15 protein-coding genes and 1 pseudogene are annotated in these 12,480 nt (G+C 61.9%); 11 read left to right on the top strand and 5 right to left on the bottom strand.

Translation table 11 applies throughout. The features are described 5' to 3' along the window. Positions 1 to 186: 186 nt before the first annotated feature. The gene (locus PMI09_RS28385) at positions 187 to 1,161 is read left to right on the top strand and encodes a threonine ammonia-lyase (RefSeq protein ID WP_007802490.1); all 975 of its coding nucleotides are present in this window, start codon (positions 187 to 189) and stop codon (positions 1,159 to 1,161) included. Positions 1,162 to 1,191: 30 nt separating this feature from the next. Here the strand turns inward: PMI09_RS28385 and PMI09_RS28380 are convergent, their stop codons facing one another. After that, on the bottom strand, positions 1,192 to 1,989 hold the full coding sequence (locus tag PMI09_RS28380; RefSeq protein WP_007802487.1) for an SDR family NAD(P)-dependent oxidoreductase: 798 nt from the start codon (positions 1,987 to 1,989) through the stop codon (positions 1,192 to 1,194). Between the two features lie 118 nt (positions 1,990 to 2,107). On the opposite strand from PMI09_RS28380, the gene PMI09_RS28375 reads away from it, so the two are divergent. Then, positions 2,108 to 3,052 (top strand): GlxA family transcriptional regulator, encoded by a 945-nt coding sequence (locus PMI09_RS28375; RefSeq protein ID WP_007802485.1) that lies wholly within the window; start codon positions 2,108 to 2,110, stop codon positions 3,050 to 3,052. On the opposite strand, the gene PMI09_RS28370 is transcribed toward PMI09_RS28375, so the two are convergent. Next, the gene (locus PMI09_RS28370; RefSeq protein ID WP_007802482.1) at positions 3,043 to 3,972 is read right to left on the bottom strand and encodes a LysR substrate-binding domain-containing protein; all 930 of its coding nucleotides are present in this window, start codon (positions 3,970 to 3,972) and stop codon (positions 3,043 to 3,045) included. The two genes, PMI09_RS28375 and PMI09_RS28370, sit on opposite strands and share 10 nt — an antisense overlap. Positions 3,973 to 4,080: 108 nt before the next feature. Here PMI09_RS28370 and PMI09_RS28365 point away from each other — a divergent pair, with 108 nt between their 5' ends. Genes PMI09_RS28365 through PMI09_RS28355 form a run of 3 tightly spaced genes read left to right on the top strand, consistent with a single transcriptional unit; the run spans position 4,081 to position 5,446 of the window. Next, complete coding sequence (locus PMI09_RS28365; protein ID WP_007802479.1) at positions 4,081 to 4,500, top strand: tautomerase family protein; 420 nt, start codon at positions 4,081 to 4,083, stop codon at positions 4,498 to 4,500. Continuing rightward, positions 4,497 to 4,898 carry a cupin domain-containing protein gene (locus tag PMI09_RS28360; protein ID WP_007802477.1) on the top strand — a complete coding sequence of 134 codons (402 nt, stop codon included), beginning with the start codon at positions 4,497 to 4,499 and terminating at the stop codon, positions 4,896 to 4,898. Before PMI09_RS28365 ends, PMI09_RS28360 begins: the two co-directional genes overlap by 4 nt. Continuing rightward, positions 4,895 to 5,446 carry a DUF4865 family protein gene (locus PMI09_RS28355; protein ID WP_007802476.1) on the top strand — a complete coding sequence of 184 codons (552 nt, stop codon included), beginning with the start codon at positions 4,895 to 4,897 and terminating at the stop codon, positions 5,444 to 5,446. Before PMI09_RS28360 ends, PMI09_RS28355 begins: the two co-directional genes overlap by 4 nt. 1 nt (position 5,447) lies before the next feature. Here the strand turns inward: PMI09_RS28355 and PMI09_RS28350 are convergent, their stop codons facing one another. The 3 genes from PMI09_RS28350 to PMI09_RS28340 all read right to left on the bottom strand — a co-directional run bounded on the left by PMI09_RS28350 (position 5,448) and on the right by PMI09_RS28340 (position 8,143). Next, a complete protein-coding gene (locus tag PMI09_RS28350; protein ID WP_007802474.1) occupies positions 5,448 to 6,083 on the bottom strand; it encodes a LysE family translocator in 636 nt (211 codons plus the stop codon). 135 nt (positions 6,084 to 6,218) lie between these two features. Then, entirely contained in the window at positions 6,219 to 7,658 is a 1,440-nt protein-coding gene (gene pyk / locus PMI09_RS28345; protein WP_007802472.1) for a pyruvate kinase, read from the bottom strand. Continuing rightward, complete coding sequence (locus tag PMI09_RS28340; RefSeq protein WP_007802470.1) at positions 7,658 to 8,143, bottom strand: DUF1036 domain-containing protein; 486 nt, start codon at positions 8,141 to 8,143, stop codon at positions 7,658 to 7,660. The genes pyk and PMI09_RS28340 overlap by 1 nt, the downstream gene beginning before the upstream one ends. A 200-nt stretch (positions 8,144 to 8,343) precedes the next feature. Between PMI09_RS28340 and PMI09_RS28335 the strand changes: the two genes are divergently transcribed. The 6 genes and pseudogenes from PMI09_RS28335 to PMI09_RS28310 all read left to right on the top strand — a co-directional run. Then, positions 8,344 to 9,135, top strand: a complete 792-nt coding sequence (locus tag PMI09_RS28335; RefSeq protein ID WP_007802468.1) for an N-formylglutamate amidohydrolase — start codon at positions 8,344 to 8,346, stop codon at positions 9,133 to 9,135. Positions 9,136 to 9,146: 11 nt separating this feature from the next. Beyond that, positions 9,147 to 9,452, top strand: a complete 306-nt coding sequence (locus PMI09_RS28330; RefSeq protein ID WP_007802466.1) for a DUF1244 domain-containing protein — start codon at positions 9,147 to 9,149, stop codon at positions 9,450 to 9,452. A gap of 89 nt (positions 9,453 to 9,541) precedes the next feature. Further along, positions 9,542 to 9,805 carry a DUF2312 domain-containing protein gene (locus PMI09_RS28325; RefSeq protein ID WP_007527482.1) on the top strand — a complete coding sequence of 88 codons (264 nt, stop codon included), beginning with the start codon at positions 9,542 to 9,544 and terminating at the stop codon, positions 9,803 to 9,805. A 282-nt stretch (positions 9,806 to 10,087) separates the two neighbouring features. After that, entirely contained in the window at positions 10,088 to 10,705 is a 618-nt protein-coding gene (locus PMI09_RS28320) for an ANTAR domain-containing response regulator (RefSeq protein WP_037084447.1), read from the top strand. Continuing rightward, positions 10,702 to 11,916, top strand: a complete 1,215-nt coding sequence (locus PMI09_RS28315; RefSeq protein ID WP_007802462.1) for a CmpA/NrtA family ABC transporter substrate-binding protein — start codon at positions 10,702 to 10,704, stop codon at positions 11,914 to 11,916. Before PMI09_RS28320 ends, PMI09_RS28315 begins: the two co-directional genes overlap by 4 nt. 316 nt (positions 11,917 to 12,232) lie before the next feature. Then, positions 12,233 to 12,480: pseudogene (locus tag PMI09_RS28310) on the top strand (MFS transporter); the annotation flags it as partial.

The following is a 12,480-nucleotide window of genomic DNA, read 5'->3' as shown; positions in this document are numbered from 1 at the left end:
ACGCCACCTCCGAAATCCAGCTCCGCCTGCAACGACTGAGCATTGATGCTGATCGTCTCGTCCTGCCGGATCGTGTCGTAGCGCGATACACGGCCTACACTTTTCGTGTCACGGTGACAAAGTCACCGTTCACAAGCGTCGCGTGTGGTCCTATGCATGGGCGTACCATCATTCGAAAGAGTCTCCATGACCAGCATTGAAATGATCGTTGCCGCCCGCGCCCGCCTGCGCGGACATGCGCGCCGCACGCCGCTACTCTCCTCTCCCTTCATCGACGAGCTTGCCGGACGGCGAGTGTTCGTGAAGGCCGAGTGCCTGCAGCATACCGGCTCCTTCAAATTCCGCGGCGGCTGGTCGGCCGTTTCCGCACTCGATCCTGCCGTGCGCGCACGCGGCGTCATCGCTTTTTCGTCAGGAAATCACGCGCAGGGTGTTGCGCTCGCCGCGAAGCTGCATGGCATCCCTTCCGTGATCGTCATGCCCTCCGATGCGCCGAAACTGAAGATCGCCAACACCCGTGCGCTCGGTGCCGAAGTCGTGCTCTACGATCGCGCCACACAGGACCGCGACGCGATTGGCGCAGAGCTTTCGGCCGCACGTGGACTGACTCTGATCAAGCCCTTCGACGAGCCCCAGGTGATCGCCGGCCAAGGCACGGCGGGTCTCGAGATTGCAGAACAGGCGGAAGAGGAAGGCATCAAGTCGGCCGAGGTGTTGATCCCCTGCGGCGGCGGTGGCCTGTCATCGGGGATCGCGCTTGCGCTCGAGGCAAGCGCGCCTGCGTTTCGCGTGCGCCCCTGCGAGCCAGATGGCTTCGACGATTTCACGCGGTCGCTTGCCTCGGGCAAGATCGAGCGCAACGCGGCGATGACCGGCTCCATCTGCGATGCGATCATCACCCCGCAGCCCGGCAACATCACCTTCCCGATCCTGCAGCGCCTCGCGGGCGCCGGCGTCGTCGTCACTGACGAGGAGGCGCTCCGTGCCATGGCGCTCGCCTTTGTACGACTGAAGATCGTCGTTGAACCGGGCGGCGCGGTGGCGCTTGCCGCAGCCCTGTTCCATGGCGATCAGCTGGAAGAAGACAACGTGATCGTCGTTACCTCGGGCGGCAACGTCGATGCCGAGATGTTCGCGGACGCGCTGGCGCGGCATGGATAGAGGCAGGACAAGCCTGCCTCACTACTTTCCTCACGCAGCCTTGTAGCGCGTAGCCGGTGCCGACCGTGACAGGTTCGGCATCAGCGCCCGGCGTGCATCCTCGTAGGCCTTCAGCAGTCCGGCATCTTCGAGGGCTGGGATGGTCGCGAATTCGCCTTGGTCGAAGCCGATAAGAGCCGCATCCACCATGTCTTCCGCCTGCATGACGATCTCGGTCGGCAGGTGCTCGACCGGCGTGCCGGCGATGCCCCAGAATTCGGTCGCCGTTGCTCCCGGCAGCACGGCCTGGATGCGGATGTTCTTGTCCGCCAACTCATGCTTCAGCGACCGGCTGAAGGTAAGAACGAAGGCCTTGCTGGCCCCATAGACGCCGTTCAGGATTTCGGGCGCGATCGCGACGATCGAGGCGATGTTGATGATCGCACCGCCGCCACGCGCCACAAAACCAGGCACGGCTGCATAGGTCAGCCGCATCAACGCTGTGACGTTGAGATCGACCATCGCCTGCATCTTGTCGACATCGGAGGCTAGCAGCGGCGCGGTGCCGCCGAAACCGGCATTGTTGACGAGAAGCGTGATGCTGCGGTCCGTCTTCAGCACGCCCTCGACACGCGCCAGATCGGCTTGGTTGCCGAGATCGGCGGGGAGCGTCTCGACCGTCCTACCCGTTTCATTGGTCAATTTCGTTGCAAGGTCGGACAGGCGTTCGGCGTTGCGGGCAACAAGAATGAGGTCATAACCACGCGTCGCAAGTCGATGGGCATAGATGGCGCCGATTCCTGACGATGCGCCTGTAACGAGAGCCGTGCCCTTGTGATGATCGGTCATAGTCGTTCTCCATGTTGAGCAACAGCACCTGCTGTCTGCTTGCAAGGAGTCATACGCCCGATTGCCAATGTCTTGAATGTCATATAAACCTCCTTTTAGGACAAACGGAGTTTTGAGCATGCAGCGCATCGCCGTCCTTCTCTTCCCCGGCTTCCAGATGATGAGCCTTGCGGCGATCTCGGCTTTCGAGTTCACCAACCTCGAACTCGACGAACAGGTCTACGACATCTCCTACCTCTCGGAGACAGGAGGACCGGTGCCGGGCTCCTTCGGGGTGACTGTCGAGACGACGCGCTTCGACGATCCTGCCTTCGATACGCTGCTGGTGTCAGGTGCCGTCGGCATCAAACTGCCGACCCCCGGCGAAAGCGACTTCATCCGCAGCGCGCTTGCCGCCTCGCGCCGCGTGGCATCGATCTGCACCGGCGCCTTCCTGCTGGCCGAGGCGGGTGTTCTGGACGGTCGCCGCGCCACGACGCATTGGCTTCTCGCCCACGAGTTGCAATCGCGCTATCCCAGGATCAAGATCGAGGAAGACCGCATCTTCATCATCGACGGCTCCGTCTGGAGTTCGGCCGGCATGACGGCCGGAGTGGATCTGGCGCTTGCCATGGTCGAGAAGGATCATGGCGCCGAGGTTGCCCGCGCTGTTGCCCGCAAGCTCGTCGTCTACCACCGCCGCGCCGGCGGCCAGTCGCAATTCTCTGCGTTGTTGGAACTGGAACCGAAATCGGACCGGATTCAGAAGGCGCTTGTCCACGCGCGCAGCAACTTGAAGAACGCGCTCTCCGTCGAGGAGCTGGCGGAAGCGGCGCACCTCAGCCCCCGCCAGTTCAGCCGAACGTTCCGGGCCGAGACCGGGCAATCGCCGGCAAAGGCGGTGGAGAACCTGCGTCTCGAGGCCGCGCGGCTGATGATGGAACAGGGCCGGCATCCGATCGATGTCGTTGCCGCCGAAACGGGCTTTGCCGACCGCGAGAGGATGCGCCGCGCCTTCCTGCGCGCCTTCGGTCAGCCGCCGCAGGCGATCCGCCGCAACGCGCAGCGCGAATATCAGGCGTAGGCTCGCGCGACCGGGCGGACGGCCTGCGGCACGACATCGGCGACGGCCTCGCCGACTGATTGAAGCATGATTGACGCAAGCCGGGCCGCCGCTGGCCCGGGCTCCGCCTCGGCACGATGCAGGACAAGACCGAGCGACGGGAGCTCCGGCAAGCTGGCCTCCTTCGCAACAAGTGGCCTGACCTTCCGGGGCAGTCCGATCGGCGTCCGGATGGTAATGCCGAGGCCTGCGACCGTCGCCGCCCACAATCCACCAAGGCTGGGGCTGACGAAGGAAAGGCGCCAGGAAATGCCAGCTTCATCGAGCGCCTTCGTTGCCGCGGTGCGCAACAGGCACGGGGCCTCCAGCGAGGCAAGCGGCAGCGGCTCGCCGCTGCCGAGGCTCCAGGCAATCGTCCCTTCCGCCGGTCCGATCCAACGCATCGGGACGTCGGCGATCTTGTCGCACTGTGGCGTCAGCGTGCCATCGCTCCATGCCAGCGCCAGATCGAGCTTTCCCGAGGTGACGCGCTCGATCAGTTCGACATTGCGCACAACCCGTGCCTCGATGCGGACCTTCGGATGCGCACGTGCGAAACGGCCGAGCACATCGGGCAGCAGGGTCTCGCCAAAATCCTCCTGCAATCCGAGCCGCACCCAGCCCTCGAGCTCTATGCTCTGTACGGCGGCAGCCGCCTCGTCATTGAGCTCGAGCAGCCGGCGCGCATAGGCCAGCATCGTCTCGCCGGCATCGGTGAGCGCAAGGCCGCGCCCGGCCTTGCGGAAGATCGGCGTTCCTGCCTGTTCCTCCAGCTTCTTCAACTGGGCGCTGACGGCCGAGGTCGAGCGGCCGAGCCGGTCGGCCGCTCTCGCGAAGTTGCCAAGCTCCATTCCGGTCGCAAAGGTCCTCAGCACATCGAGATCGAAGATCGTCCGTCGCAACTCAACAGTCCCGTATTTGTGGATAATTGATCCATAAAATTCCGATTTTATGCATTATCGTGACGTGCGATGCTCCTCCTGTCAAGAACTCACTGAGAGGAGGCTGTCATGCCTTTCGTTCGTATTTCTCTCCTGCGTGGCAAGTCGCCGGACTACCTTCGCGCCGTTTCGGACAGCATACATCGCGCCATGGTCGAGACGTTCAACGTGCCGGCGACCGACCGCTTCCAGGCTATTCATCAGCATGAAGAGGGCGAACTGATCTTCGATCGCAACTATCTCGCCGGGCCTCGCTCCGACGACTTCGTGCTTTTCGCAATCACCGCGGGGAAGCCTCGCTCGACGGAGGCCCGCCAGACGTTCTTCAAGCGCGCCGCCGAGCTTCTCGGACAGTCGCCCGGCATCCGGCCGGAAGACGTCATGATCGTCGTCACCACCACATCGCCGGATGAGTGGTCGTTCGGCGATGGAAAGGCGCAGATGAGCGAACCCGGCTGGGAAGCCAGCGCATTCGGGAGTGCAGCATGACGGGCAATCCCGAACGCATGACGATCCGCCTGCCAGGGAATGCCGTTCGCTCGCCTGTCGGCAGCGCCACTGCGCCGTTCTGGGTGGAGATGCTGCTGGAGGGAGCAGCCGATGGCGAGAACACGGCGATGCGGGCGAGCCTCGATACCGGTACGATCACCCGCTGGCACGCGCATCCGCGCGGGCAGCTGCTCTATATTCTATCCGGCAAGGGCCTGGCACAGCGCGATGGCGGCGCGATCGAGGAGTTGCGGACCGCAGATGCCGTCTGGTTCGCCGCCGGCGAGAAGCACTGGCACGGTGCCGGACCCGACAGCCCGTTCAGCTATCTCAGCATCCAGGCCGCCGAAGCCGGCCGCTTCGTCGACTGGCTTGAGCCGGTGGAGGTTCTCCCATGATGGCGATGCAATACAGCTTCACCCTGCCGGCCGATTATGACATGTCGATCATCGACCGGCGCATCCGCGACAAGGGGCCGATGCTGGACGGATTTCCCGGTCTCGGTTTCAAGGCCTATCTCAGCGCTCGCAAGGGCGAGTTCGGATCCCGCGAAAACCTCTATGCACCCTTCTATCTCTGGCAGCAGCCGTATGGTGCTAGCGACTTTCTCACCGGACCCGGCTTCGAAGGACTGACACAGTCCTTCGGCTGGCCCCGCGTGAAGACTTGGATCATATGGCACGCCGAAACCGCACCCGCGTTGGGAGATGCTAAATTCGCTGCCGAGGAGGTGATCGCCATCGAGCCCTATTCCGCGCTCGCCGACATCAGAGACGAGGAAGCCAGACGGGCGCAACGCCAAGCACGACAGGCTGACGTCCTCGCCTCGGTTTCAGCCTTCGAGCCGACCAGGTGGACGCTGGTGCGCTTCAGCCTGCAGCGATCGGCTCCGCTCATTGCAGGCTCAAGCCAGATCTATCGGGTCGGGCACGTTTCCCTGCCCTAAGTCACACCGTCGCCCGACGATAGAGCGCGAGCGAACCAGCCAGCGCAAGCAGCGCGCCGCCACAGGCACGTTCAAGCCAAAGCGCTCCCTTCGTCTTGAGGAAGCGGACGGCCTGCGCGCCGAACACGGCATAGGCAAGCATGATGATGAAATCGAGGGAGGCGAACACCAGTGCGAGCACGGCGTATTGCGCCGCCTGCGGGCTGGTCGGATCGATGAACTGTGGCAGGAAGGCCGAAAAGAAGAGGTAGCCCTTCGGATTGGTGACCGCGACCATGAAGCTCTTCAGGGCGATCGAAGCCGGCGTTCCGCCCGCCGCCACCGCCCCCTGCTTCAAGGCGGCATCGATCGTACCTTTCGACCGCAGCATCATGATGCCGAGAAAAGCCAGATAGGCGGCGCCGACATATTTGAGCGCCGAGAACCAGAATTCCGACGCCGCCAACAGCGCGCCGAGACCGATAGCAACGGCCCCGATCAGTACAAAATCCGAGAGCACCGCTCCAACCATGCCGGCGGCGGCACGCCTGACGCCGTAACGCGAACCATTGGTCATCGCCAGAAGCACCGTTGGTCCCGGCGTGGCGATGCCAACGAAGGAAACGGCTGCGAACGCAAGAAGCGTGACTGTCTGCATGATGCCCTCCCGATCTCGGCACGGGAGACTTGCATGCGCATGCGCCACACGCAAGGGAGCATCGCGTGGACCAAAAACAGAAAGCCCGCCGCCTGTGTCCGGCGACGGGCATTCGTTCAATCCCTAGGGAAAGTCTCAGACGCCGCTCTGGCCGTCGGAGCCGATATAGGCGATACGCAGCATGTTGGTCGCGCCAGGCGTTCCGAGCGGCACGCCGGCCGAGATGATGATCCGGTCGCCCGGCTTGCCGAAGCCTTCATCGGCGACGATACGGCAGGCGCGGTTGACCATGTCGTCGAGGTCGGTTGCGTCATGCGTGACAACGCAGTGCAGGCCCCAGACGATGGCCAGTCGGCGTGCGGTCTGGATAACGGGCGACAGCGCCAGGATCGGCACCTGCGGGCGCTCGCGGGAGGCGCGCAGACCCGTTGTGCCTGATGAGGTGTAACAGACGATGGCCGACAGACGCAGCGTCTCGGCGATCTGGCGGGCGGCGAGCGAAATCGCGTCGGCGCCGGTTGCCTCGGGCTGGGCGCGCTGCGCATAGATGATGCCCGGATAGTGCGGCTCGCGCTCGATGGCGCTGGCGATCGACGCCATCGTCGCGACCGCTTCGATAGGATAGTCACCGGACGCGGATTCGGCCGACAGCATGACCGCATCGGCGCCTTCGAAGACGGCGGTCGCAACGTCGGACACTTCGGCGCGCGTCGGAACCGGCGCGGAGATCATCGATTCCAGCATCTGCGTCGCGACGACAACCGGCTTACCGGAGCGACGGCAGGCGCGGATCAGCTGCTTCTGGATGCCCGGCACGGATTCGAGCGGCATTTCGACGCCAAGATCGCCACGAGCAACCATCAGCGCGTCGGAAAGCTCGATGATTTCCTCGATGCGCTCGATCGCCTGCGGCTTTTCGATCTTCGACATGATGCCGACGCGGCCGCGTGCGATCTTGCGCACTTCGGCCAGATCTTCCGGGCGCTGCACGAAGGAGAGCGCGACCCAGTCGACGTCGTCGGTTTCGAGAACGGCTGCGAGGTCAGTACGATCCTTGTCCGTCAGAACGCCGACGGTGAGCAGCGTGTCGGGAAGGCTGACGCCCTTTCGGTCGGAGATCTTCGTGCCTGAAATAACCGTCGTGACGATGCTCTTGCCGTCGCACTTTTCAGCGCGCAGTGCGAGCTTGCCGTCATCGATCAGCAGCCGGTGGCCGGGCTGCACCGATTCCAGGATTTCCGGGTGCGGCAGGAATACACGGCTGGCGTCGCCGGGAACATCCTTGTTGTCGAGCGTAAACGTGTCTCCCGGCTTCAAATCGACCTTGCCTTCGGCAAACTTGCCGACGCGCAGCTTCGGACCCTGCAGATCGGCGAGAATGCCGATCGGCCGGCCGGAACGCGCCTCGACGGCGCGGATGCGCTTGATCAGTGTGCGCATAACGTCATGGCTGGCGTGGCTCATGTTGATGCGGAAGACATCCGCACCGGCCTGGTGCAGCTTCTCGATCATCGATTCCTCGGACGAGGCGGGTCCGAGCGTGGCGAGGATTTTAATTTTGCGGTTACGCTTCATCAATTCGGGCTTTCTTGCGTGCCGGGGGTATCGGAAAGTTGAACCATCCAGCTGCCCTGGCGGCCCGTGTCATATTCCTTGAACCCCATCTTCTGATAGCCACGGGCATAGCAATCATTGACACCCGTGATCTTGAACTCGTTTTCCGCCACGCACATCTGCACGTCACCCGTCCATCGGCCTCCCCGAGCGGCGTCTTCGGCGTAGAGATAGTAATATCGCGACTGCAACTCGCCTTCGATCAGCGTCGCGCAAGTCGTCGCCGGCACCTGCCACCAGCCTTCCGTCATCCAGCCATCCTTGGCTCGATACCCGATCGCCACGCCCACCAGATTCTGCGTTCCGTTGCACACGCGGAAATCGGCGCGGGCTACATCAGCAATAAAAAACGGCGAGAAAGCCGCGAGAACAAACAATGCAAAACGGGCAAGCGGCCCGGAACGCGTAAGGAAACTTGGCGCGGTCTGAATCAACACGACTTCCAATGGGCTCCCGGTTATTTCTTTAGGTGTGCCTTCTTGCGCTGCCTCCCGGCGAATGTCAACGCAATGCTAATCGATTATATTCCGGATCTTTAACCGTACTTGGACCGGGCTGCAGCCTTTGCTTGTCGAGCGCGCTTGAACCAGCCCATGGCCCGTGCGATCAGAGGCAGCCCCATAAACTGCGATCGGCCATTTCCTTCATGAGCACTTTCAAAGCATTCGAACTATTAGCCGGCGATCATGACAAAGGCATGGTGCTGCTCGGCGATCACGCGAGGAACCGATTGCCCGAGCGCTATGGCAGGCTTGGCTTGCCGGACAGTGCATTCGAGCGCCACATTGCCTATGACATCGGCATTGAAGGACTCGTAAGGAACTTGTCGGCGAAGCTCGGCGTGCCGGCCGTGCTGGGCGGCTTTTCACGGTTGCTGATTGATCCCAATCGTGGCGAGGACGACCCGACACTGATCATGAAGATATCAGACGGCGCGATCGTTCCGGGCAATCATCCGATCACCGCTGAGGAGTGGAATTACCGGGTCGAAACGTTCCACCGGCCTTATCACAAAGCCGTCAGCGAAACGATCGACAAGGTAGCGAACAAGACAGGCAAGGCCCCGCTCGTTCTGTCTCTTCACTCCTATACGCCGGTCTGGAAAATCTTTCCCCGCCCCTGGCACGCAGCGGTTCTGTGGGATACCGATCATCGCGCAGTCGCTCCCCTGCTTGATATGCTGCGCAGCGATCCCGATCTCGTGGTGGGTGACAACGAACCTTACGATGGCGCACTGAAGGGTGACACGATGTATCGGCATTGCATGCTGACCGGCATCCCGCACGCGCTGCTCGAGGTGCGCCAGGATCTGATCGGCGACGAGCCCGGCATTGCCGCATGGGCAAAGCGTCTCGCGCCGATTTTCGAGACAATGAACGCCAATCCAGCGCTGCACGAGTATAATGTCCACGTGTCGCGCACCGGTCCGTACGAATGAAGGAGACCAAAATGGCCGCCCTGACCAAGCAACAACAGACCGAATTCGAGGCTGCAGCCTTTCGCCGCCTCGTGGAGCATCTGCGCGAACGAGGCGATGTGCAGAACATCGATCTGATGAATCTGGCCGGCTTCTGCCGCAACTGCCTGTCCAACTGGTACCGCGAGGCGGCCGAGGCCGAAGGGGTTCCGCTGTCAAAGGACGAATCGCGCGAAATCGTCTATGGCATGCCATATGAAGATTGGAAGAACCTTCACCAGAACGACGCCTCGGCGGAGCAAAAAGCCGCTTTTGAACTGAACAAGCCGCACAAATAAATCTCTGGCGGCTGAATCGGCTTGACCCCGGACACGCTTCGCGGCAGTCAACGCCATCCGAATTTCCCACCCTCTATCAGGAGAACACGATGTCTGATGCTCATGGCGTCGCCCGCGACCAGCTCCGCGCTTTTGTGGAGCGCATTGAACGCTTGGAAGAAGAAAAGAAGACCATCGCCGACGACATCAAGGACGTCTACGGCGAAGCAAAAGGCATGGGCTTCGATACCAAGATTCTCAAGAAGGTCGTTGCGCTCCGCAAGAAGGACGAGCAGGAACGCATGGAAGAGGACGCAATCCTCGACACTTATCTGCACGCGCTCGGCATGATCGAGGCGCCGCCGGAAGGCTGATTTCTGCGCACTTTCTCAAAAGCCGCCGATCCATCGGCGGCTTTCTTGTTTTGGGCGCCGAAGGCAATTCGGCGACGCCAGAACGAAGCCCATTAAATAGGCATACTAAAAACTGCTTGATTTTGAGGCGCCATTCGCGCATTCAATGGCCGCACGACGGGCACAGCAGAAGCCTCAGAGCCACAGGGCAGCGCAACGACAGCATGGCACCTTCCCCGATACCGACACCGGCGCTATCTGAACTAACGCGCGTCCCGGATCTCAGTGAACGGCGGTAGACCTGTGGCCAACCGTTCTTCCAAGCCCAGCGACCTCAACGTCCTCGTCATCGACGAGAACAGCATCCGCGCGTCGATCATCGAGGTCGGCCTGCGCGAGGCGGGCTATGACAATGTCACCATCATCGACGACATGAATGGCCTTGCGAGGCGCATCATGGAGATCAACCCCGATGTCATCGTCATCGACATCGAGAACCCGAACCGCGACATGCTGGAAAGCATCTTCCAGATTTCGCGCGCGGTAAAACGCCCCATTGCGATGTTCGTCGACAAGTCGGACGAAGCCTCCATCGAGGCGGCGGTCGAGGCTGGTGTTTCCGCCTATATCGTCGATGGCCTCAAGCAGGAACGGGTGCGCCCGATCCTGAAGATGGCGATCAGCCGCTTCAATGCCTTCTCGCGCCTGAACCGCGAGCTGGAGGAGACGCGCGGCGAACTGGAAAACCGCAAGCTGATCGACCGGGCGAAGGGATTGCTGATGCGATCCCGCGGCCTGACGGAGGACGAAGCTTATGCGCTCATGCGGCGAACGGCCATGAACCAGAACAGGAAGATCGTCGAGATCGCCCAAAGCCTGATTACCGCTGCAAGCCTTCTGGATCCGGGAACCGACGCATGACGAGCACACATCAGATTACCGCCGGCTTTCTGCCGCTTCTCGACAGCGCCATACTGGTCGCCGCCAAGGAAAAGGGCTTTGCACAGGCACAGGAAATCGAGCTGACGCTCGTGCGTGAACGCTCTTGGGCGACGATTCGCGACCGACTTGCGGTCAGCCATTTCGACGTGGCGCATATTCTCGCCCCCATGCCGATCGCCTGCAATCTGGGACTGACCGCACCGGCCCCGCGCATGATCGTACCGATGGCCCTTGGACTTGGCGGCAATGCCGTGACTGTCTCTGCCGGTCTATGGAGCGAGATGGCCGAATGCGGCGCCTCGCCCGATCTCGATGCGCGCTCCAGCGGCCTTGCCTTGAAGCAGGTCATCGATCGCCGCAAAGGAGACCGGCTCCGCTTCGGCGTCGTCCACCCCTACTCGGGCCATAACTACGAACTGCGCTACTGGCTGTCTGCGAGCGGCATCGATCCCGATCGGCAAGTGGAGATCGGCATCTTGCCTCCTCCTGACATGGCGGATGCCCTGACGGCCGGCCTCATCGACGGCTATTGCGCAGGCGAACCTTGGAATACACTTGGCGTGCTCAACAATGGCGCGCATCTGGCGACGGCCAAGGCGGCCATCTGGAAATCGAGCCCGGAAAAGGTGCTCGGCGTCAACAGCCGTTGGGCCGATGGCCATCCCAAGGCCTTGGCTGCCCTTCTGCAAGCGCTCTACAAGGCCTCCCTCTGGTGCGCGAACGCCGCCAACCACCTGGAGCTTGCCGATCTGCTGGCGAGGCCCGCCTATGTGAACCGGCCTGCTGAAGACCTGCTGCCCGCATTGACCGGCCTTCTGCATACCGGCGGGGGCGAGATCCGGAACGTAAAGGACTTCTTCGTCCCCAATGCCAAGGCCGCGACATTCCCATGGAAAAGCCACGCCCTGTGGTTCTACACGCAGATGGTTCGCTGGGGGCACATCGAACATACGGCGCAGCATCAGCAGATCGCCAATGACACCTACAGGCCGGATATCTACCGAAACGCGCTGCGGACGTTGAACGTCGCCATGCCGGCCGCAAGCTCCAAGGTGGAAGGCGCGCTTCGCACCGAAACGCCCGTCGGATCCAGCGGCGCGCTGACGCTCGGGCCGGATGGCTTCTTCGACGGTAACCTGTTCGATCCCGATGACGTGGATGGCTACATTGCGGCTCAGAGCCGATCCTAACCGCGCGCTTATTTTATGCGCGTTGCACAATTTTTAGATCCGCTGCTGCATATGCGCTGATGCCGAGATGCCGTCCCGATTTTCGGTGTCGATCTTAATCTTTAAAAAACAAACACTTGAATAAACTGGCACGGCTCTTGCTTTGCTATGGGCAGGCCACGAGGCCACGAATTCGGCGTCCAACGACGGGCGCTCACAGCAAAGCCGCTGATCAGGATATTTCGCGCACCTCAGGTGCATGCGCCCTGACCAGCGGCTTTTTGTTTTTAACCCCTAGCGATGGATCGGCACGACCTTGTCGGGCCCCGGAGAAGCCATGTCTGTTATCAAGAGTACGCAGTCGATGTCCGCCGGCGAACCAGCCAAAGCATTGTGGATGTCCACGATTGCCTTCACCCTCTGTTTTGCCGTGTGGACGATCTTCGCGATCATTGGCATCCGCATCAAACAGGAGCTTGGCCTGAACGAGGCCGAGTTCGGATTGCTGGTCGGCACGCCAGTCCTGACCGGTTCGCTGGTTCGCATCGTGCTTGGCATCTGGACCGGCCGTTACGGCGGCCGCCT

Source organism: Rhizobium sp. CF122 (assembly GCF_000282035.1).
Classification (GTDB): Bacteria; Pseudomonadota; Alphaproteobacteria; order Rhizobiales; family Rhizobiaceae; genus Rhizobium.
This window is presented reverse-complemented; position numbering and strand designations above follow the sequence as displayed.

What these genes read in the sequence shown, in the direction of transcription:
- PMI09_RS28330 (WP_007802466.1), top strand. Translation starts at nt 9,147, where the DNA reads ATGGCCGCCCTGACCAAGCAACAACAGACCGAATTCGAGGCTGCAGCC.
- PMI09_RS28355 (WP_007802476.1), top strand. Translation starts at nt 4,895, where the DNA reads ATGATGGCGATGCAATACAGCTTCACCCTGCCGGCCGATTATGACATG.
- PMI09_RS28360 (WP_007802477.1), top strand. Translation starts at nt 4,497, where the DNA reads ATGACGGGCAATCCCGAACGCATGACGATCCGCCTGCCAGGGAATGCC.
- pyk (WP_007802472.1), bottom strand. Translation starts at nt 7,658, where the DNA reads ATGAAGCGTAACCGCAAAATTAAAATCCTCGCCACGCTCGGACCCGCC.
- PMI09_RS28385 (WP_007802490.1), top strand. Translation starts at nt 187, where the DNA reads ATGACCAGCATTGAAATGATCGTTGCCGCCCGCGCCCGCCTGCGCGGA.
- PMI09_RS28375 (WP_007802485.1), top strand. Translation starts at nt 2,108, where the DNA reads ATGCAGCGCATCGCCGTCCTTCTCTTCCCCGGCTTCCAGATGATGAGC.
- PMI09_RS28335 (WP_007802468.1), top strand. Translation starts at nt 8,344, where the DNA reads ATGAGCACTTTCAAAGCATTCGAACTATTAGCCGGCGATCATGACAAA.
- PMI09_RS28325 (WP_007527482.1), top strand. Translation starts at nt 9,542, where the DNA reads ATGTCTGATGCTCATGGCGTCGCCCGCGACCAGCTCCGCGCTTTTGTG.
- PMI09_RS28350 (WP_007802474.1), bottom strand. Translation starts at nt 6,083, where the DNA reads ATGCAGACAGTCACGCTTCTTGCGTTCGCAGCCGTTTCCTTCGTTGGC.
- PMI09_RS28365 (WP_007802479.1), top strand. Translation starts at nt 4,081, where the DNA reads ATGCCTTTCGTTCGTATTTCTCTCCTGCGTGGCAAGTCGCCGGACTAC.
- PMI09_RS28380 (WP_007802487.1), bottom strand. Translation starts at nt 1,989, where the DNA reads ATGACCGATCATCACAAGGGCACGGCTCTCGTTACAGGCGCATCGTCA.
- PMI09_RS28315 (WP_007802462.1), top strand. Translation starts at nt 10,702, where the DNA reads ATGACGAGCACACATCAGATTACCGCCGGCTTTCTGCCGCTTCTCGAC.